Source organism: Gordonia sp. LMA167, assembly GCF_058130025.1.
Window position 1 is genome coordinate 4410410 of record NZ_CM176708.1, and the last position, 19314, is coordinate 4429723.

The 19314-nt window shown below is 68.2% G+C and carries 14 protein-coding genes; 3 read left to right on the forward strand and 11 right to left on the reverse strand.

Annotation, left to right across the window (positions count from 1 at the left end; all coding sequences use genetic code 11):
- Positions 1 to 25 precede the first annotated feature (25 nt).
- Positions 26 to 2005, reverse strand: coding sequence for a molecular chaperone HtpG (htpG, locus tag ACVT6V_RS20115; protein WP_489895854.1), 1980 nt, complete (start codon positions 2003 to 2005; stop codon positions 26 to 28).
- Positions 2006 to 2159: 154 nt separating this feature from the next.
- On the opposite strand from htpG, the gene ACVT6V_RS20120 reads away from it, so the two are divergent.
- Positions 2160 to 2921 (forward strand): PIG-L family deacetylase, encoded by a 762-nt coding sequence (locus ACVT6V_RS20120; protein ID WP_489895856.1) that lies wholly within the window; start codon positions 2160 to 2162, stop codon positions 2919 to 2921.
- Positions 2922 to 2928: 7 nt separating this feature from the next.
- On the opposite strand, the gene recD is transcribed toward ACVT6V_RS20120, so the two are convergent.
- The 4 genes from recD to ACVT6V_RS20140 form a co-directional block, all read right to left on the reverse strand.
- Positions 2929 to 4791 carry an exodeoxyribonuclease V subunit alpha gene (recD, locus tag ACVT6V_RS20125; protein WP_489900909.1) on the reverse strand — a complete coding sequence of 621 codons (1863 nt, stop codon included), beginning with the start codon at positions 4789 to 4791 and terminating at the stop codon, positions 2929 to 2931.
- Between the two features lie 32 nt (positions 4792 to 4823).
- Positions 4824 to 8276 carry a UvrD-helicase domain-containing protein gene (locus ACVT6V_RS20130; protein WP_489895858.1) on the reverse strand — a complete coding sequence of 1151 codons (3453 nt, stop codon included), beginning with the start codon at positions 8274 to 8276 and terminating at the stop codon, positions 4824 to 4826.
- Complete coding sequence (gene recC, locus ACVT6V_RS20135; protein ID WP_489895860.1) at positions 8273 to 11683, reverse strand: exodeoxyribonuclease V subunit gamma; 3411 nt, start codon at positions 11681 to 11683, stop codon at positions 8273 to 8275. Before recC ends, ACVT6V_RS20130 begins: the two co-directional genes overlap by 4 nt.
- Before the next feature lie 71 nt (positions 11684 to 11754).
- Complete coding sequence (locus ACVT6V_RS20140) at positions 11755 to 12186, reverse strand: acyl-CoA thioesterase (protein WP_489895862.1); 432 nt, start codon at positions 12184 to 12186, stop codon at positions 11755 to 11757.
- Between the two features lie 167 nt (positions 12187 to 12353).
- On the opposite strand from ACVT6V_RS20140, the gene ACVT6V_RS20145 reads away from it, so the two are divergent.
- Both ACVT6V_RS20145 and ACVT6V_RS20150 read left to right on the forward strand, forming a co-directional pair.
- Positions 12354 to 12995 (forward strand): GNAT family N-acetyltransferase, encoded by a 642-nt coding sequence (locus tag ACVT6V_RS20145; RefSeq protein WP_489895864.1) that lies wholly within the window; start codon positions 12354 to 12356, stop codon positions 12993 to 12995.
- Positions 12996 to 13217: 222 nt separating this feature from the next.
- Complete coding sequence (locus ACVT6V_RS20150; protein WP_489895866.1) at positions 13218 to 14660, forward strand: NAD(P)/FAD-dependent oxidoreductase; 1443 nt, start codon at positions 13218 to 13220, stop codon at positions 14658 to 14660.
- An 8-nt stretch (positions 14661 to 14668) separates the two neighbouring features.
- Here the strand turns inward: ACVT6V_RS20150 and ACVT6V_RS20155 are convergent, their stop codons facing one another.
- The 6 genes from ACVT6V_RS20155 to ACVT6V_RS20180 all read right to left on the reverse strand — a co-directional run bounded on the left by ACVT6V_RS20155 (position 14669) and on the right by ACVT6V_RS20180 (position 19193).
- A complete protein-coding gene (locus tag ACVT6V_RS20155) occupies positions 14669 to 15382 on the reverse strand; it encodes an urease accessory protein UreD (protein ID WP_489895868.1) in 714 nt (237 codons plus the stop codon).
- Positions 15383 to 15386: 4 nt separating this feature from the next.
- On the reverse strand, positions 15387 to 16073 hold the full coding sequence (gene ureG / locus ACVT6V_RS20160; protein ID WP_489895870.1) for an urease accessory protein UreG: 687 nt from the start codon (positions 16071 to 16073) through the stop codon (positions 15387 to 15389).
- A 61-nt stretch (positions 16074 to 16134) separates the two neighbouring features.
- The gene (locus tag ACVT6V_RS20165) at positions 16135 to 16791 is read right to left on the reverse strand and encodes an urease accessory protein UreF (protein ID WP_489895872.1); all 657 of its coding nucleotides are present in this window, start codon (positions 16789 to 16791) and stop codon (positions 16135 to 16137) included.
- 28 nt (positions 16792 to 16819) lie between these two features.
- Complete coding sequence (locus ACVT6V_RS20170; protein ID WP_489895874.1) at positions 16820 to 18541, reverse strand: urease subunit alpha; 1722 nt, start codon at positions 18539 to 18541, stop codon at positions 16820 to 16822.
- Entirely contained in the window at positions 18541 to 18870 is a 330-nt protein-coding gene (locus ACVT6V_RS20175) for an urease subunit beta (protein WP_489895876.1), read from the reverse strand. Before ACVT6V_RS20175 ends, ACVT6V_RS20170 begins: the two co-directional genes overlap by 1 nt.
- Before the next feature lie 20 nt (positions 18871 to 18890).
- Complete coding sequence (locus ACVT6V_RS20180; protein WP_489895878.1) at positions 18891 to 19193, reverse strand: urease subunit gamma; 303 nt, start codon at positions 19191 to 19193, stop codon at positions 18891 to 18893.
- Between the last annotated feature and the right edge of the window lie 121 nt (positions 19194 to 19314).

Here is a 19314-nt window from a genome sequence, read left to right on the forward strand (position 1 = left end):
GCCGAGCGGACCCCTTGGTCTGCGGTCAGTCGGTCGCGTCGAGCGAGGCGGTCAACGTGGACGACAACAGCTTGGCGAATTCGGCCGGGTCGCCGAGCTCTCCGCCTTCAGCGATCACCGCCATGCCGTAGATGAGCTTCGCGGTCGGGATCAGAGACGTGTGGTCGTCGGAGGAGCCGAACGCCTTCTTGAGCCCGACGACCAACGGATGGTCGGCATTGAGTTCGAGCGCACGCTTGCTCTTCGGCAGTTCTTGTCCCGATGCGCGATACAGCTTTTCCAGCTGCGGCGACATCGAGAAGGTATCGCCGACCAGACAGGCCGCCGACTCGGTGAGCCTCGACGACAGTCGCGCCTCGCTGACCTCCTCCGCCAGTGCCTCGGCCAGCCAGGTGAGGAGTCCCGAGAACTCCTCGGACTGCTTCTCCTTGTCCGCCTTGGTCTTCTCGGCGTCGGAGTCGTCGGCGGAATCGCCATCCAGATCGTCGAGATCGACGGCGCCCTTGGCGATGGAGGTGAACGACTTGCCGTCGAACTCGATACCGGAGGTGACCCACATCTCGTCGACCGGGTCGGTGAGCAGCAACACCTCGATGCCCTTTGCCCGGAACGCCTCGATGTGTGGCGAGTTCTCGATCTGCTGGCGGGTCTCCCCCGTCATGTAGTAGATCGTCTCCTGGCCGGTGTGCATGCGTCCGACATAGTCGGCGAGGGTGGTGAGGCCGTCGGCCGAATCGGTCGACGCGAACGACGATGCCTTCAGCACTGCGTCCCGATTGTCGAAATCGTTGATCAGGCCTTCCTTCCAGACCCGACCGAAATTCTCCCAGAAGGTGTTGTAATCATCTGGCCGCGAGCTGCGCATCTCACCCACCGTCGAGATCACCCGCTTGGTGAGTCGACGTCGGATGGCGCGGATCTGCCGGTCTTGCTGCAGGATCTCCCGCGAGACATTCAGCGACAGATCGGCGGCATCGACGACACCCTTCACAAAGCGCAGGTATTCGGGGATCAGCTCTTCGCAGTCGTCCATGATGAACACCCGCTTGACGTAGAGCTGAACCCCGGACGCGCGCTCGCGCATGAAGAGGTCGAACGGCGCCTGCGTCGGGATGAACAGCAGGGCCTGGTATTCGAAGGTGCCCTCTGCCTTCACCGTGATGACCTCGAGGGGCTCATCCCACGCGTGGCTGACGTGACGGTAGAACTCGTGGTACTCGTCCTTCGAGACCTCGTCGGCCGATTTCGCCCACAGCGCCTTCTGCGAGTTGATCGTCTCGGTGACGATCTCGATCTTCGGAGTGTCGCCGTCGGTGTCGTCGGCGTCGTCGGACGGCGTCACGGGCTTCTCGACATCCATGCGGATGGGCCACGCGATGAAGTCGGAGTACCGCTTGACCAACTGACGCAGCTTGGTCGGGTCGGTGTAGTCGTAGAGGTGGTCCTCGGCATCCTCGGGTTTGAGTGCCAATGTCACCGAGGTGCCCTGTGCGGCGTCGGCGACCTCGTCGATCGTGTAGGTGCCGTCGCCGGTCGATTCCCATCGCGTGCCGAGTTCGTCGCCGGCCCGACGGGTCACCAGCGTGACCCGGTCGGCGACCATGAAGGTCGAGTAGAAGCCGATGCCGAACTGTCCGATCAGTTCCTCGGACGCCGCGGCGTCCTTGACCTCGGCGAGTTTGCGGCGCAGCTCGGCCGTGCCGGAGCGGGCGAGTGTCCCGATCAGGCCGATCACGTCCTCACGCGACATTCCGATCCCGTTGTCGCGGACGGTGAGGGTGCGCTCCTCGCGGTCGGCCTCCAGCTGGATGTGCAGATCGGATGCGTCGACATCGAGATCTTTGTCCTGAAGTGACTCCAGCCGGAGCTTGTCCAGGGCATCGGACGAGTTGGAGATCAGCTCCCGAAGGAAACTGTCCTTGTTCGAGTACACCGAGTGCACCATGAGATCCAGCAACTGCCGGGTCTCGGCCTGGAACTCGCGAACCTCTGTTTGACCACTCATGATCGACCTCCACTGGGCGCGCCACTGACGGAGCCGGATAATACCGGCCCGCACATTGGCTACTCTGAAGTGGGTCAGCCCAGCACCCGGTACGCGGAGGCGGATCGGTCGCAACGGCCACCCCGCCCCGACGCCACCATCGGAAGACAGGTGAATGTCCGCTCCTCGTCTGCTGTTCGTGCACGCGCACCCCGACGACGAAACCCTGTGGACAGGTGGTGTCCTGGCCCGCCACACCGACCGTGGCGGCGACGCCGACCTGATCATGTGCACCTGGGCCGAGGGCACCGACCGGCACACCGAGCTCATCGACGCCGTCCGTGAGCTGGGTCTGCCGCGGCCACCGATCATGCTGGGCTATGCCGACGAACGTGTGCCGGACTCGGCGCCGGACGCCGAGCGATTCTGTGCGGTTCCCTTCGACGATTTGGTACGAACCATGGTCGGCCATATCCGCTCGTTGCGTCCGGACGCGATCATCACCTACGACGCGATGGGAATCTACGGCCACCCGGACCACATCCACGCGCACCGACTGGCCGCGGTCGCCGCCGACGCCGCAGCAAGTCCCCGCCTCTACCGATCGCAGGGTGACGCCTGGCAGACCCGGTCCATCTACTTCGTGACCATCGCCGACTGGATGGTCGACGATGTCCGCATGGATGTGCTCAAGGAGATCCCCCGCGACCACCTGCCCGGCACGCCCGAATCGGCGATCGATCTCACGGTCGACGTCGGGCCGTGGCGAGACCGCAAGGCAGCCGCGCTGGCGGCACATCACACCGAGATGAGACGAAGCAAGACGATGCAGGCACTGATGGCCATGGATCCCGACCGGCGCAGCCGGCTGTTCGGGTCGGAGAGCTTCATCCGACGAGACCTCGTCCCCGGGGGCGTCGACCTCGACGAATGGTGACCGGCGATCAGTGGGTCGCGGATTCGACGGGGTCCACCACGCTGATCGGTGAACGCAAGCCGCTGGCCCGCTGCACGCGCCGTGCCACGGCTGCCGCGAGTACGTCTCGCGAGCCGATGATCCGAACCCTTCGCTGGGCTCGGGTGATCGCCGTGTACAGCAGTTCCCGGGTCAGCAACTCCGAGCCCTCGGGTGGGAGAACCACAGTGACACCATCGAACTGGCTGCCCTGACTGCGATGGATGGTCATCGCATACATCGGGACCGCGTCGGCGAGCTGGGTGGGATGCAGCGTCCGGACGCCGCTGCCGCGGCGGAACACGACTTCCAGGCCGGTGACACCGCGGATCACCACGCCGTTGTCGCCGTTGAAGGTCTCGGTCTGACGGTCATTGGCCGTGACCAGCAGCGGTTGTCCCGGATGGCTGAGACCGCCATCGGGCACCACGTCGTGATCAGGTAGTTGGGACAGCCACTCGACGATCTGTCTCGACCACCCCTGCACGCCCCAGCTGCCCTCGCGGTGAGCGCACAACACCCGATGTGTATCGAGGGCGGTCAGGGCTCCGGCAGCGTCGCCTACGACGGCCGCGGTGCGTAGCGCACCGCCCCATGCCTCGACGTCGGCACGCACACCGTCGAGATCGCCGGCAGGCACGAGGGTGACGTCGGCGATCGCGTCGTCGCTCACCAGGTCCAGCACGGCGTCGACGTCACCGCGGTTGACCGCGTCGGCCACCTGCGCGATCCCGCCGCCGAATCGTCTGCCCCGATACAGCGTCACCACGCCACGGGAGACACTCTCCCGATCCTCGGTGGGGACAGCGTCTGCGAGGACTCCCGCCGGGATCGGAACCGGCGGCAGCGACAGCTCGCGGTCGACGAGGTCGGCGAGAACGGCGCCCGCCTCCACCGACGCCAGCTGGTGAGGGTCGCCCACCAGGATCACTCGGGTGTCCGGGCGGACGGCGTCGAGAAGTTTGCTCATCGCGGTCATCGACAACATCGAGGTCTCATCGACGACGACGACGTCGAACGGCAACTTGTTGCCCCGCCCATACCGCGGTGCGTGGCCGGGCCGCCAGCCCAGCAGCGAGTGCACCGTGACCGCGCGGACCGAGTCGGGCGCCGCGCCGTCGGTGGACACGGCCGCCTGGAGTTGAGCGGCGGCGCGGCCGGTCGGCGCACACAGACCGATCCGTGCAGCGCCCCCTGCCAGACGGTCGAGAACCGCCAGAATGCGTGCCACGGTGTACGTCTTGCCGGTTCCGGGGCCTCCGGCGACGACCAGAGTCCAGCTGATCGCCGCCATCTGCGCGGCCACCCGTTGCTGGTCGACGACGTCGGCGTCCCCTGCGCCGAAGACGTCGGTCACCGCCTCCGACAACGCATCGGCGTCGACGTCGGGGCGGGATCCCTCGCGGGCGACCAGCACCGACCTGATCAGTTCCTCCTGGCGAAAATACTTGCGCAGGTAGAGCAACGGGCCGTCTGCAGAGGTGGCGAGGACCAGCGGCCGCAACGGACCGGTTCGACCGCCCCGCACGAGCACACTGTCGGCCAAGGCGCGCGCCAGGTCGGCCGGAGACGGCATCAACGCCGCAATCGAGGGATCGTCGCCCACGATCTCGGATACCCGGTCGACCGCCAGGCACGTCGATCCGAACCGTACCGCCCGCACCGCCAATGCGGCGCCGATCTGTGCGGTCTCGGCAACGGGCTCACCGCACAACCGCATCAGCCTGCGGGTGACGTGCAGGTCCGCTGCGCCGAGGACACCGAGAGCGTTGAGCCGCACCAGAACACCGTCGTCGCCGGCCACGGCGCGGGCATCGTTCGTGGGCCGTGGCGAAGCGGTGGTAGTCCCCACGGTCGATGCCGGCGACCGCGGATCGGGGCCGGTCACGCGACGCCCTCCGCGAGGAGATCGGACAGACCTTCGACCAAGGAGGCGGGCACCGCCCATTCGAACACACCGCATCCGGACGGGGTCGCGGGGCCGATCATTCCGCGAACGAAGTGATACTGAACGGGACCCAGATGCACCGCGGCGCGGTACCCGGGCAGTCGCCACCGCAGATAGCGATGCAGCGCAACCGAATACAGCAGGGCCTGGAGTGGATAGTTCGCCGCGATCATCTCGTCGGCCATCGCGGCACGATCGAAGTCCTCGGCGGTCAGGTCGCCGGCACGCAGTCTATTCGTCTTGTAGTCGACGATGACGTATCGCCCGTCGGGGGTGCGCAACACGGAATCGATACTCCCGGTCAGGTAGCCGCGGAACCGTTGTGGCGGGAGCTCACGCAGTCGTGCGCCGAAGCCGATGAGTTGATCGTCGGGCGACAGATGGCGGTCGATCAGGTCGGCGACCGCCGACATCGTCACCGCGCCGGCCGCGGTGACCTCGCCGCCGGCAGGCGATTCGGGGCTCCCGGCCAGCGGGAACTCGAACTCCAGCTCGGCCAGCCGGTCGCGGGTTCGGACAGACCACAGGTCGCCGAAACCGATCGGGGTCGTCAGCACCCCGATCAGAGCGGCGGTCAATCGATCCACGTCGACATCGACCATCCGCCGCTCGACCGCGGAACGACACAGATCTGCCACGTGCGCCTGCATGTCGTCGGCTTCGGTGTCGACGTATTCGAGGACCTCGTGGACGAGGGTGCCGAATCCCGCACCGAACGGCATCCCGTTCATCAGCGACGCGGTCACGCCGTCCTCGGCCGGCGGCGACACCGTACCGGTCGATGATTCGGCCTGCGCCGATGACGCCGCGTCGACAGGCTCCGCCGCATCCTCGAGCGACATGGCAGGCTCGTCGGCGATCAGGTCGTCGCCCGCCTCGCTCCCGGTTTCGAGCACCGGCGCAGATCCGTGGCCGACCGTCGCCACGATCGCGGAATACGATGTGCGTCGCCAACTCTGATCGATGACGCGGTCGAAGTGCGCCACAGCGAGGTCGGGTGAGCGGCGATGTGCGGGCGACCGTTCGTCGATGCTGCGATCCCCGTCGCGGCCGGCCACCTCCACCCCGATGGCACCGTCGGCGGCATACCCCATCAGCACCCGGCCGCACGTGTCGTCGTCGGGGACATCGAAGGTGTCGGGCACGACGGGTGTCCGACCTGTGCGCCCGAACAGCAGCCGGTGCAGTGCGGAGTTCTTGGTGAAAAATGCCGGCGCCCACCAGATCACCACCGCGGACTGCGCGCGGGTCAGTGCGACGTAGAGCAGCCGGAGCTCCTCCCCCGCGGACTCGGCCTCATGACGTTGCCAGCGGGCCCGGTAGTCCGGGGCCTCCTTGCCGCCGACGTCGAGAACCCGCTGTCCGTCGTCGTCGTGAAAGGTGAACGTGACCCGGTTCGAGTTGCGGAAGCCATCCCATGCGAACGGTACATACACGATCGGGAACTGCAGCCCCTTGCTGCGATGCACGGTCATGATCTGCACCGCCTGTGTGTCCCGGTCGAGGCGCCGTGTCTGGTCCTGATGCCGTTGCCACCGGGTGGTGTCGGCGATGCGGTCGGCCAGCCACTCCCCGAGCGCGCCGAGGCCGCATTCGCTGCGCATGACCTCGGCGTTGCACAGCGACGCCACCTGGATCAGATCGGTGAGCGTACGTTCGCCGTCGTCGCTGCCGAGAACCCGTTCGGCCACCGCCATCCGGCTCATCAGTCGCTGCGACATCGCCGCGAAGCCGCCGTCGGCGAAGACCCGGCCCAATCCTTGCAGTGTGCCGGCCAGTTCTGCGACCGCGGCGCCGTCGTCGGCGGCGAGCTCGGGCACCTCCCAACCGATCAGCGGGCCCAGTGCGGCCATCCGGACCAGATCGGCGCGCGCCGGTTGTTCGATCGCCCGGATGGCCGCGAGCCACTGTCGCGCAGCGGCCGTGTGGAAGACGCTGGCTCCGGAACCGATCACCGCGGCGACGCCGTGGGCCTGCAGCTGCGTCTGCAACGGCTCGATGGTCTTGTTGAGGGTGACGAGCACGGCGATGTCACCAGGTTCGACGGGGCGGGTGACGCCGTCGACCTCGATCAGGGTTCCCGAGGCCAACAGCCCTGCGATGTCGGCGGCGACGTCGGCGATCACGCGGTCGCGGACCTCGCCGACCGCGGCGAATCCGCTGGGCCCCGTGACCGGGAACGATCGACGGGGGAAGGCGCGCAGACGCACCGGCGGCACACCGTGGACACGACTACCACCGCGAGCAGCGGTGACGTCGTGGACGACGATGTCTCGGTGGCCCAGCTGGGCACCGCCGTGCAGCCGGCCGAGTGCGTCCACCAGGGCGCCGTCGGATCGACGGTTGACATCGAGGACACGTAGGGCGTCGGCCGACCGGACCGCCTGGAGATAGCTGAGGACCTCGGCGCCGCGGAATCCGTAGATCGACTGTTTCGGGTCACCGACGAGCGCGAGTGTCCGGTGACCGTGGAAACAGCGCCGGACGATCTCCCACTGCTGCGGGTCGGTGTCCTGGAACTCGTCGACGAGGACGGCGTCGAACATGGTGCGAATCCGTTCACACGCCTGCGGCCCGATCACCGGGTCGGTGACGATCCGGTACAGGATCATCTGCAGATCATCGTAGGTACGCAAGCGGGACAACCGTTTACGTTCCTCGATGATCTCCCGGATGCGCTGCGCGAAGCGCACCTTGCGCGCGGCAACCGCCGCGGCTGCTCCGCCTGTCGAATCGAGATCGATGTCGGTGGGCGCCAACCGGGCCCCCGGTTGCCGCACGGCGTCCCGGGCGATCGACGTCGCGTCGGCCAGCGAGATGTCGGGCCGGTCGGCGCCCGCGTAACCGCGCAGATAGAGATCGAGGGCGGCCTCGTCGACGAGATCGTCCACGTCCTCGACGATCTCGTAGATCAGTTCCCGCTCCCCCAGGAATCCGAGAGCGTCGAGCATGCGATTGCAGAACGTGTGCGTGGTCGCGATCGTGGAGGCGTCGAAATCGGACAGCGCACGCACGAGCCGCTCCCGACGACGCGTGACCTCCGCGGCGTCGCCGCCGGCGAGATGGCGGACGAGCGGGTCGTCGTGCGTTGTGCATTCGGTTGGATCAGAGAGCGCGGCAACGAGTTCGGACACGCGATCGCGCATGCGCTCGCGAAGTTCGGCCGTGGCGGCGCGGCTGAACGTCACCAGCAGCAGTTTGTCGATCGGCACGCCGTCGGCGATGAAGCGCGCGCCCAGACCGACGATCGCATACGTCTTGCCGGTACCGGCGCTCGCCTCGAGCACCGTGGTGCCGGTGGGCAACGGGGCCGTGATATCGAATGCGACGGGCACGGCGGTCTCCTCGACCCGGGGGGCGCGCGTTCGCGCCTGATCGCGCGCCGTCATGTCACGGTCTCGTGATCCATCAGCGGTTCCCACACCAGCCGCGCCAATCCGGCGAACACCGCATCGCCGGCCTCGCCTGGTAGTTCGAGCCCACACCACGTCCGATCGGGCCCGACGGTCTCCGTGAGCAGCATGTCGAAGCCCGTCGGCGCGGTCACGTCACCACCGAACGCCAGCCGTAGATAACGATCCCGGCCGGCTCCGAAGTCGCCGTCGAATGCGCGTCGCGCCGCCGGCAGCGCCCGATCGATCCGGCCGCTGCGTCTATGGTGATCGGTGAACTCGGCCGCCGGGTCGGACGGTAGCGGCAGTGCCCGGCGGAGTCCGGTGTCGCGCAGTGCGATCAGTTGCATGAGGACCGTGAGCGGGTCGTCCGGGACGGCGAACAGCGCGCGGGCCACACCTCCGGACCGGCCGGGTCGTCGGGCGACGACCGCCGCGGCCCGGATGTCGGTGGACATCGCGTTGCCGTGCTGCGCGGCCGCAGCCAGCGCCAACAACCGTATCCAGGCGACGACACGCTGCTTGGCCCGCAACTTCGAGTAGGTCGCGGTGACGACGGTGCCCGCGTGGATGTCTCCGATCGTTCCGAAGAGCCGGCGCCCGTCCGGCAGCGGGACCACGATGTCCACGGTCTGAGGTGATCCCACCCGCGCCGCAGCCGCCGCTTCGAATACCGCGCGAACGTCGCGGGAGATGTCCTGAAGTTCGCGGGTGCCGAATGCGAACGGGGGCAGCGTGCCCCGCCGGAGCTCGGCGGCCTGGCATGCCTCGAGGTCGGTGCCGCCCAGCATCCGGGACAGGAAGCGGTCGCCGATCGCCCAGCGGTCCAGCGGCGGGAGTTCGACATCGAGTTGGTCGGGGTGCGGACGTTCGTCATCGGGGATGCGCGCTCCGAGCCGCTGACGGACGAACCCCTCGATGGGGTTGGTCACAAAGCTCACCAACGTCGCGAGGTCGATGTCCCCGGGCTCGGGCGGGTCGAGAACGATGTCGGCGATCCGCGCAGTCGTCACCGCTGCCGTCCCCAGCGCACGCGCCCCGGCCAGCAGTGCGGTGTCGTAGGAGAAGGGACCGGCGACGCCCGCAACCGCGTCGGGCCGGAAGTTGGTGTCGTCGAACGCGTGCAGGGTGTGCTGCCGGGTGCACACACCGCCACCGGCGTCACCACCGGTCAGACCGTGCACCGTGTCGACGAGTTCGCTGACCACCACGGCCGGCGGAACACGTTGGCCGGACACGGGATCGGCACCGCTGTAGTAGACGTGCAGGTTCTCCTCCGCGGCGCCGATCGCGTCGAGGAAGAGTTGTCGATCCTCGTCGCGTGGATTTCGCTCCCCGATCAGCGGGGAACGGCCGAGGATGTCGTCGCCGTCGGTGCGCTGGGCCCGGGGAAACGCGTCGCCGTCGACGCCCAGCAGCACGATGACCCGATGCGGCACCGAGCGCATCGGCACCATCGAACACACGGTCAGCTCGCCGGTGCGAAAGTTGGCGCGCGTCGGCGACGCGGCGACCAGACCGGCGATCAGATCGCGGATGTCCCCCAGCCGCAGGGTCAGCGGTTCGCCGTCCGGATCGTCGGCGTCGTCGGGGAAGACCGCGACGATCGATCGGATCGCCTGTGCCCGTTGCCATTCCTCGTCAATTCCGGGTCGTGCCAGCGCATCGACCGCGCCGACGACCACGTCGATCCAGTGGTGAACGGGATGCGCGCCGGTCAGCGTGTCGAGTGTCACCGACAGACGTTCGACGAACTCGGCGAACCGGCCCGCCAGGTCGATCTCGGTGCTCTCCACCCCGGCCAGTGGTAGTGCCGTGTCGAGCCACTCCCCGTCGGATTCCTCGGCGACGGCACCGAGCAGGATTCGATCCAGGCCGGCATCGAACGTGCCCTGGCCGAAGCCGGACAACCCGAACCTGGATCGCTGCGCATCGTTGATGCCCCACCGGATGTTGCTGCCCGTGAGCCATTCCCGCACGATGTCGAGATCGTCGTCGGTCATGTCGAAGCGCTGCCGCACCGGTGCGCGGCCGAGTAGGTCGAGGACGGCGCCCGCCGACACGCGTCCGGCGGCGAGTTCGACCACCGCCGCCACCACGTCGAGCACCGGATTGGTGTGCCGCAGCCCGCGGTCGGCGAGGCGGACCCGGAGTTCGAACGCGGGGTGCCCGAGGCCGGGTTGTCCGAAAGCACCGCGGATGAGCGGGGCGAATGTCTCGACATCCGGGCACATGATCAGCACATCGCGGGGTTGCAGTGTCGGGTCGTCAGCGAACAGGTGCAGGAGGCGGTCACGCATCACCTCCACCTGGCGTTCGGGCCCATGACACGAGTGGATCTCGACCGACGAGTCGGCTGCCACCACAGCGGTGTCGAGTCGGTCGTCGCGCAGGCCGGACTGCAGTGCGGCCAGCACCGACGGCGCTTTTGTGCCGGCGGGCGGATGATGCACGACGCGGTCCGCAACGCTTTCGACGCGACGTTGCAGTTCCTGCACATCTCGGGACAACCCGGCCAGCAGCGGATGGGCGAGGGCGGGCGGCGGGTGATCCACTCGCCGGCCACCAGGTGTCGGCACGGTGTCGGCCACCGCGTCCCACAACGCCGGACTCGGGTGCGGCACGAACAGGTGGACGTCGCGGTGCACCGATACCGCCGCCAGGACGGCAAGCAACGATTCGGTGACACGGGTCGGCCCGAAGACCGAGAGCCGCTCCGGCAGGTCGGTGACCGTCGGGTCTTCGCGCAACGTCTCACAACATCCCGCCAACAGCTCGGCCGGGTGGGGCCGGCCGATCTCGCGGCGTACAGCCCGCCAGACGTCGGGCTGCCAGAGGAGATCGTCGGGAACGGCTGCCCCGGCCCCGTCGGTGTCGTCGCCGATCGCCCAGGCGGCGAGCATGGCGGGTCGCTGCCGCCCATAGCCGTCGAACAGCTCCGCGACCTGGCGTGCGGTGGCGAATCGGCGTCCGCGGCGATGTTCGTCGGTGCCGTCGCCGTCGGCCCCCACGTGCCGGGCGAGCACGGCCAGTCGCGGATCCCCGATCATGCCGTCGAGCACGCGCAGGACCGCCCAGGTCATCGCGGCCGGTCGCCACCGTTCGCCGGCCGCCGCGGGGTGTTTCGCATCGCCGGGGCGCCGGTGCTCGGACCCGGCAACGTCGGCGATGATGCGGTCGGTCAGGGCCGCCGGAGAGGCGAAATCGAGGTTCGCGGCCACCCCGTCACCGTCACGCGTGGCACCGAGCCGGGTGGCCAGCCGCTGCTGTAACCAGCGTTCCACGCCGGGGGCGGGAACCGCCACGATCTCGGTCGTCATCGGGTCCGTGAGCGGCACCGCCAGCAGATCCGCCAGGGCGTCGGCGAGAGTGTCCGTCCGTTCGGCCCGGTGGAGGTGGAACATGTGATGCCGCCCTTACAGAGTGTCCGTGTCGGGGTGTCCTCGTCATGGTGTCCGCGACGTACCGGCGATGGTCAGGAACGTACCGGCAATGTGGCCTCGGCGATGAGGTGTGATTCCAGGATCGCGCGGAACTCGTCCGGGATCGGCGTCGGCCGACCGGTCTCCGTGTTCACCGACACCATCGTCGTCGCGGCGACCGCGCACGTGGTTCCGGTGGGATCCATCAAGGTGAGCGAGAGGTGGAAGGACGTGTTGCCGATCCGGCTGACGCATGACCGGACGGTGACCGGCTCGAGCGAGTACTCGAGCACCGCGGTGAACACGATCTCCTGACGGGCCACCAGCACCGAGAACCCGGCCGGCCGTTCGGGCAACCACGTCGCGAAGGATCGAACCCGGGACTCCTCGAAGATCCGCGCGAACTGCACATTGTTGATGTGGTTGTTGATGTCCATGTCGCCCCAGCGCAGCTGGATCGACAGATCGAGGTGTACGTCTGCCACGATCGGCAACCCTAGCGCCTGCCGCCGACATCGGGCCGACCGGACGAGTCGGCCGTCGCGACCTCCGGGCCCGGACCCCACCGGAGGAACACACGACTCGGGGCTCCCCGTGTTCCGGGCCGCGGGACCGTACACTCACCGCAGGCAGTACAGGCGAGGGGGAGATCGTGATCCTGGAGACCGTTCGGTTACGGCTACGTCCGGTCGCGATGTCCGACGTCGACGCACTCGTGGAACTCGACAGCGATCCGGCGGTGATGCGGTTCGTGACCGGCGGCGCGCCGACGTCGCGTGAGGTGATCGAGGAGTGGGTGCTGCCCCGCGCCGAGGCCGAGCGACGGGCCCACCGCACCGGGATGTGGACGGCGCTCGACCGCCGCACCGCCGACTTCCAGGGCTGGTTCGCGCTGCGCACACCCCGGCACAGCCATCGGTCCGAACTCGAACTCAGCTACCGGCTGCGCCGGGAGACATGGGGTCGCGGGCTGGCGACCGAAGCCGCACGGGCCTTGCTGTCGACCTCTTTCCGGGACATCGGCGCCGATCGGGTGTTCGCCAGCACCATGTCCGCGAACACCGCTTCTCGCCGGGTGATGGAGAAGATCGGCATGCGGCTGTCCGCGATCCGCATGTGCGACGACGAGCTCATCTCCGGTTCCGGGGCCGGAGAGGTCGAGTACGAGTTGCTGCGCAGTCATTGGGAGACGATGACGATGAGCTGGTCGCAGGCGCCCGGCCGGCCCTGGACACCGATCCCGACCGCGTCGTGGTCGCCTCGCCATCAGCGCGTGCCCGACCTCACGGCCTGAGTGATCGGGCGGGCGGCTGAAATGCGCCCCTGAGGAGTCCGACGGCGGCGAATCGCCGACGTCGGGCCGGACGTGGGCGGTTTTCAGTGGCCGGCGGATTCGGACAGATCCGGCGGTGGGAGACCCGGGTGGGGTCCCTCGTCCGGAGGTTTCGTCGTTGATTGACTACCGTGAGTGGTGCGAGGCCCGCAGCCCCCTCCCACGACAGGAGATGTTCTTCAGATGAGCAGCCCCACTCCGACCACATCGCGCCCTCATGTCGTCATCGTCGGATCCGGTTTCGGCGGACTCTTCGCGGCACAGCGCCTGGCCAAATCCGATGTCGACGTCACCCTGATCGCGAAGACGACCCACCATCTGTTCCAGCCGATGCTGTACCAGGTGGCGACGGGCATCATCGCCGAAGGCGAGATCGCGCCGGCGACCCGGATCGTGCTGCGCAAACAGAAGAACGCGAAGGTCCTGCTCGGCGATGTGTTCGACATCGATCTCGAGGGCAAGAAGGTGACGTCGCGACTGCTCGAACGGATCACGGTCACCCCGTACGACAGCCTCGTCATCGCGGCCGGCGCCGACCAGTCCTATTTCGGCAATGATCACTTCGCCGAATACGCCCCTGGCATGAAGACCATCGACCATGCGCTCGAGCTGCGCGGTCGCATCCTCGGCGCATTCGAGCAGGCCGAGCTCTCCGACGACCCCGAGGAGCGGGCGAAGTTGCTCACCTTCGTCGTCGTGGGTGCCGGCCCGACCGGTGTCGAGCTGGCCGGCCAGATCGCGGAGATGAGCGACAAGACGCTCAAGGGCACCTTCCGCAACATCGACCCGACGGAGGCGCGGGTCATCCTGCTCGACGCCGCACCTGCCGTGCTGCCGCCGTTCGGGCCCAAGCTGGGCTCGAAGGCCGCCAAGCGTTTGGAAGGCATGGGGGTCGAGATCCAGCTCAACGCCATGGTCGTCGGTCTCGACTACGACGGGCTGGTGGTCAAGGATTCCGACGGCAGCACCCGCCGGATCGAATCCCAGTGCAAGGTGTGGTCGGCCGGTGTCCAGGCGAGCCCGCTGGGCAAGCAGCTCGCCGAACAGTCCGGGGTGGAACTCGATCGCGCCGGTCGCGTGAAGGTGCTGCCGGATCTGACCATCCCGGGCAATCCCTACGTGTTCGTCGTCGGCGACATGATGGCCGTCGACGGGGTGCCCGGCGTCGCCCAGGGCGCGATCCAGGGTGGCCGCTATGCGGCGGACGCCATCAAGGCCGGACTGCACGGGCAGACGCAGGAACAGCGCAAACCGTTCCACTATCACGACAAGGGATCGATGGCCACGATCTCGCGGTTCAGCGCCGTCATGCAGGTGCCGATCCCGGGCTTCAAGAAGAAGTTCGAGACCGAGGGATACTTCGCGTGGCTGGGCTGGCTGGCGTTGCACCTGGTGTACATCGTCGGGTTCCGCAACCGTCTCAACACCCTGATGAACTGGTTCTTCGCGTTCACCACGCGCGGCCGCACACAGCTGGCGGTCACCGAGCAGCAGGTCTACGCACGTACTGCGCTCGGCGCTCTGTCCGAATTGGAGAACAAGCCGGCCCCCGAGGTCGTGGCACAGGTCGCCCAAGGCGACTCCCCACCGTCGGACGGTGAGAAGGCCGAAGCCGAGGCCAGCTGAGCGACGTCTCAGCCGGGCGTCGGGGCCAGCTCCAGATCGTCACACAGCACGCGAGCGGCGTGCGTGGAGTCGGCAAGCGCCGTGGTGAGCGTGGCCCCGGCGATTCCCTCGGGGCGGGCGAGTTCCAGCCGGGAGGCATACGCCGTCGACGACACCTCGGCCGGGCGGGCGTCGGGGTAGCGCAGAATGCTGCTGATGGCGCGGTGGCCGGTGCTCGCGGGCCCGCCCAGACCGAGCCGATGGCGCAGGACGGGCGATCCATCGACATCGAGGTGCAGCAAGCCCTGCCAGCGGGCCCGCGCGATGTGCTCGGCCGACTCCTCGGATCTGCCCAGTTGGGCGTGTTCGGCGATGATCACGGTGCCGGTCCGGTCGCAGCGCACTCGCGTCGACGTGTGATGTGCTGCGCCGCCGGCCACCACCGTGGGTTGCGGATCGACGTGGAGGCGCGCACCGGCGGCGACCTCGATGGTCCAGTCCATCCGCGAGTCGATCCGTTGCCGCGACGGCAGGGCGAGTGTCGCGGCGACGGTCTTGAGGTGCAGGATCGCACCGGGTTCGACGATCACACGGACGTCGATCGTGTCCCCGCCCAGGGGCGTGGCGGCGGTGCTGATCAGGTGGACGGTGTCGGCGCCGGTCTGGCGCGCGGCGAGGCCGCCGATCGCTCGCACACGCGGCGAGCGACCAACGGCCGCCACGATCTCGATCTCGGTGCGCACCGGGTCAGCCGGCCACCGAGATCTCGGCCAGCTGCGTACGCACCCAGGCGAGCACGTCGGTGGCCGTCGGATCGTCGTTCAGGGAGATCATCGCCGTCGGACGTCCCTCGCGAACCCGCTCGGCGTCACGGCGCATGACGTCGAGGTCGGCGTGCACCCGCTCCGCCAGGTCCGTCTTATTGATCACCAGCAGATCCGAGTAGGTCACACCGGGACCCCCCTTGCGCGGCACCTTGTCTCCGCCTGCGACGTCGATCACGAAGATCTGGACGTCGATCAGCCCGGTGGAGAACGTCGCGGTGAGGTTGTCACCCCCCGACTCGACCAGGATCAGGTCCAGCGGTGGGTTGGCCGCGACGAGATCGTCGATGGCGTCGAGATTGGCCGTGATGTCATCGCGGATCGCGGTGTGCGGGCACCCGCCGGTCTGCACGGCGGTGATCCGCTCGTCCGGCAGCACCGCGTTCCGTCGGAGGAAGTCGGCGTCCTCGGTCGTGTAGATGTCGTTGGTCAGCACCGCGACGGAGAGTTCGTCGCGCAGCTGCCGGCACAACGCGGCCACGAGTGCGGTCTTGCCCGAGCCGACGGGACCGCCGACACCGATGCGCAGGGCCTCGCCGGGTTCGCGGCGCCGGCGCGGTCGGCCGTGGTCGTGGCCGTGGGGTTGTCCGTCGATGAGATGCGGGGGCATGTCGTCCTCTCGGATTCGGGTGCATTTTCCTCAGAGTGGGCGCCACCATCGGCGCCCCGCGTCAGGACATGAACAAAGGCATGTCACGGCGCTCGTGACGTTCGGCGAAGACGTCGAACGTCGGGTCGGACAGGTCGGCGAGTTCCACTGCCGCCGCCGCGGCGACACGTTCGCAGTCGACACCGAGGTCGGCGATGACGACGGCGACGTCGGCGGGATCGAGGGCCAGTAGCCGCTGACCTGCGGTCGCCGCCCCACTCATGGTGGTGTAGGCGAGGATCAACGCCGTGTGGAATCCGGACAGGCGGCACACCCGACCGACCGCACCGACGATGACCGGCTGGTGTGTCTGCGGGGCGTGTTCGGACCAGTCGACATCCGGCCACATGCGGCGGGCGAGCCGCAGCATGCCCCTCCCCTGTGCCAGCGACGCCCGCCGTGCCGCGGCCGACGGTGTGCGCGCATCGGTCTCCCGTTGCGCAGCCGGAACCTGCAGGGTGTCGTCGGCGACCGCAGCCGCGATCGACGCGGCCACCAGCCCGGTGGTCGCGACACGTCGGTGCAGGAACTCGGCCAGACTGCCGGCGTCGGTGACCACACGGTCGGCGATGGCCTGCTCGACCCCGCCGGAGTGGACATGACCGCCGACCGGCAGGCGGGAGTCGGCCAAGGTCAGCATCATCGCCAACTGCGACCGGGATTCGGGTGCGGGGTCCATGGGTTCGACCAACTTCTCGACACGTACCTCAGAAGAGGAAATACCGTTGCGCCATCGGCAGTTCCGAGACCGGCTCGCTGTCCCAGATCTCGCCGTCGACGCGCACCGTGAACGTGTCGGGTTCCACCGAGATCACCGGGGTCGCAGAGTTGTTGGGCATGTCGGCCTTACCGATGCCGCGGGTGTTGCGCACCGCGACGAGCCGACGGTCGAGTCCGAGCGTCTCGTCGAGTCCTGCGTCGAGTCCGCCCTGGGCGACGAAACTCACCGACGTCGCGGCGGCGGTCTTCGGCGCCGCACCGAACATCGGACGTGGCAACACCGGTTGCGGCGTCGGGATGCTCGCGTTCGCGTCACCCATCGCCGCCCAGGCGATGGCCCCGCCCTTGATGACCAGGTCGGGCCGAACACCGAAATATGCGGGGTCCCACAGGACGAGGTCGGCGAGTTTGCCGGTCTCGACCGAGCCGATCTCGTGATCGAAACCGTGGGCGATGGCCGGGCAGATCGTGTACTTCGCGATGTAGCGACGCGCCCGGTTGTTGTCCGCGGCACCGTCCCCGGGCAGTGCACCGCGTTTGGTCTTCATCACGTGCGCGGTCTGCCAGGTACGCAGCACCACCTCGCCGATCCGGCCCATCGCCTGGGAGTCCGAACCGATCATCGAGATCGCGCCGAGATCGTGCAGCAGATCCTCGGCCGCGATCGTGGACGGCCGGATCCGGCTCTCCGCGAACGCCAGGTCCTCGGGAACGGTCGGATTGAGGTGGTGGCACACCATCAGCATGTCGAGATGCTCGTCGAGCGTGTTGACGGTGTGCGGCCGGGTCGGGTTGGTGGAACTCGGCAACACGTTGGGATGCGATGCGACGGTGATGATGTCGGGTGCATGGCCGCCACCCGCGCCTTCGGTGTGGTAGGCGTGGATGCTGCGTCCGGCGATGGCTCCGATGGTCTGCTCGACGAAGCCCGCCTCGTTCAGGGTGTCCGAGTGCAGCGCCACCTGGACGCCGGTCTCGTCGGCCACCCGCAGGCACGCGTCGATCGCGGCCGGGGTGCTGCCCCAGTCCTCGTGGAGTTTGAAACCCGATGCACCGGCGACGATCTGCTCGTGCATGGCCTCGGCCGAGACGGTGTTGCCCTTGCCGAGGAGGGCGATGTTCATCGGCCAGTGGTCGGTGGCGGCGAGGATGGAGGCCAGGTGCCAGGCACCGGGGGTGACCGTGGTGGCCTTGCTCCCCTCGGCCGGGCCGGTGCCGCCGCCGATGAGTGTGGTGATGCCGTTGCCCAGCGCCTCGTCCATGATCTGCGGGCAGATGAAGTGGACGTGGCAGTCGATTCCGCCGGCCGTCAGGATCTTGCCGTTGCCGGCGATGATCTCGGTGGATGGGCCGATCACGAGGTCGGGATGGACCCCGTCCATGGTGTCCGGGTTGCCCGCCTTGCCCATCGCGGTGATTCGGCCGTCCCGAATGCCGATGTCGGCCTTGATGATCCCCCAGTGGTCGAGGACGACCACACCGGTGATCACCGTGTCCGGCGCCCCCTGCGCACGCGTCGCGCGGCTCTGGCCCATCGACTCTCGGATGACTTTGCCGCCTCCGAAGACAGCCTCGTCGCCGGCGAGACCCGGCCCTCCGCAACGATCTTCGGTGACCTCGATCAGCAGATCGGTGTCCGCCAGACGAATACGGTCACCGGTGGTGGGGCCGAAGAGTTGCGCATAACGGTCGCGCCCGAGAGTTGCCATCAGTCGATCACCCCTGGTGCGTCGAGCGAGATACCGTGGACCTCGCGGGTGCCGCCGAGCGGGACGAGGGAGACCGACATCTCGATACCCGGCTCGAATCGGACGGCGGTGCCGGCCGGGATGTCGAGCCGGCGCCCGCGAGCAACCGCACGGTCGAAATCCAACGCGGCGTTGGCCTGTGGGAAGTGGACGTGGCTACCGACCTGTACCGGACGGTCCCCGGTGTTGACGACGGCGAGCGTGACGACCTCGGCACCCTCGTTGAGTTCGATGGTGCCCTCGGCGGGCAGGACCTCGCCGGGCACGACCGACGACTGTGTTCGCGACATCTGCAGGGCCTCTCGCCGGGCTAATCGATCGGATTGTGCACGGTGACCAGCTTGGTCCCGTCCGGGAAGGTGGCCTCGACCTGCACGTCGTGCAGCATCTCCGGGATGCCGTCCATCACCTCGTCGCGCGTGAGGACCTCGCGTCCCGAGGTCATCAGCTCGGCGACGGTGCGGCCGTCACGGGCGCCCTCGAGGACGTGATCGGTGATGATCGCGACCGCCTCCGGGTGATTGAGTTTCAGACCCCGACCCTGGCGGCGACGTGCCAACTCGGCGGCGTAAGAGATGAGCAGTCGCTCCTGCTCATGCGGCGACAGACGCACCAGATCCTCTCCTAGCGACACGGATCCGGTCCACGACCCGAATCCACCCGGGACAGCGACACGGCGTGACCCGGCGCTGTCGTAGATGACATCCTGCCACGCAACCCACGCCGCGGCTCGA

Excerpts from the sequence above, each read along its gene's own strand:
- recC (WP_489895860.1), bottom strand. The coding sequence starts at position 11,683 with ATGTTCCACCTCCACCGGGCCGAACGGACGGACACTCTCGCCGACGCC.
- ACVT6V_RS20150 (WP_489895866.1), top strand. The coding sequence starts at position 13,218 with ATGAGCAGCCCCACTCCGACCACATCGCGCCCTCATGTCGTCATCGTC.
- ACVT6V_RS20175 (WP_489895876.1), bottom strand. The coding sequence starts at position 18,870 with ATGTCGCGAACACAGTCGTCGGTCGTGCCCGGCGAGGTCCTGCCCGCC.
- ACVT6V_RS20120 (WP_489895856.1), top strand. The coding sequence starts at position 2,160 with ATGTCCGCTCCTCGTCTGCTGTTCGTGCACGCGCACCCCGACGACGAA.
- ureG (WP_489895870.1), bottom strand. The coding sequence starts at position 16,073 with ATGCCCCCGCATCTCATCGACGGACAACCCCACGGCCACGACCACGGC.
- ACVT6V_RS20165 (WP_489895872.1), bottom strand. The coding sequence starts at position 16,791 with ATGGACCCCGCACCCGAATCCCGGTCGCAGTTGGCGATGATGCTGACC.
- ACVT6V_RS20170 (WP_489895874.1), bottom strand. The coding sequence starts at position 18,541 with ATGGCAACTCTCGGGCGCGACCGTTATGCGCAACTCTTCGGCCCCACC.
- htpG (WP_489895854.1), bottom strand. The coding sequence starts at position 2,005 with ATGAGTGGTCAAACAGAGGTTCGCGAGTTCCAGGCCGAGACCCGGCAG.
- ACVT6V_RS20130 (WP_489895858.1), bottom strand. The coding sequence starts at position 8,276 with ATGACGGCGCGCGATCAGGCGCGAACGCGCGCCCCCCGGGTCGAGGAG.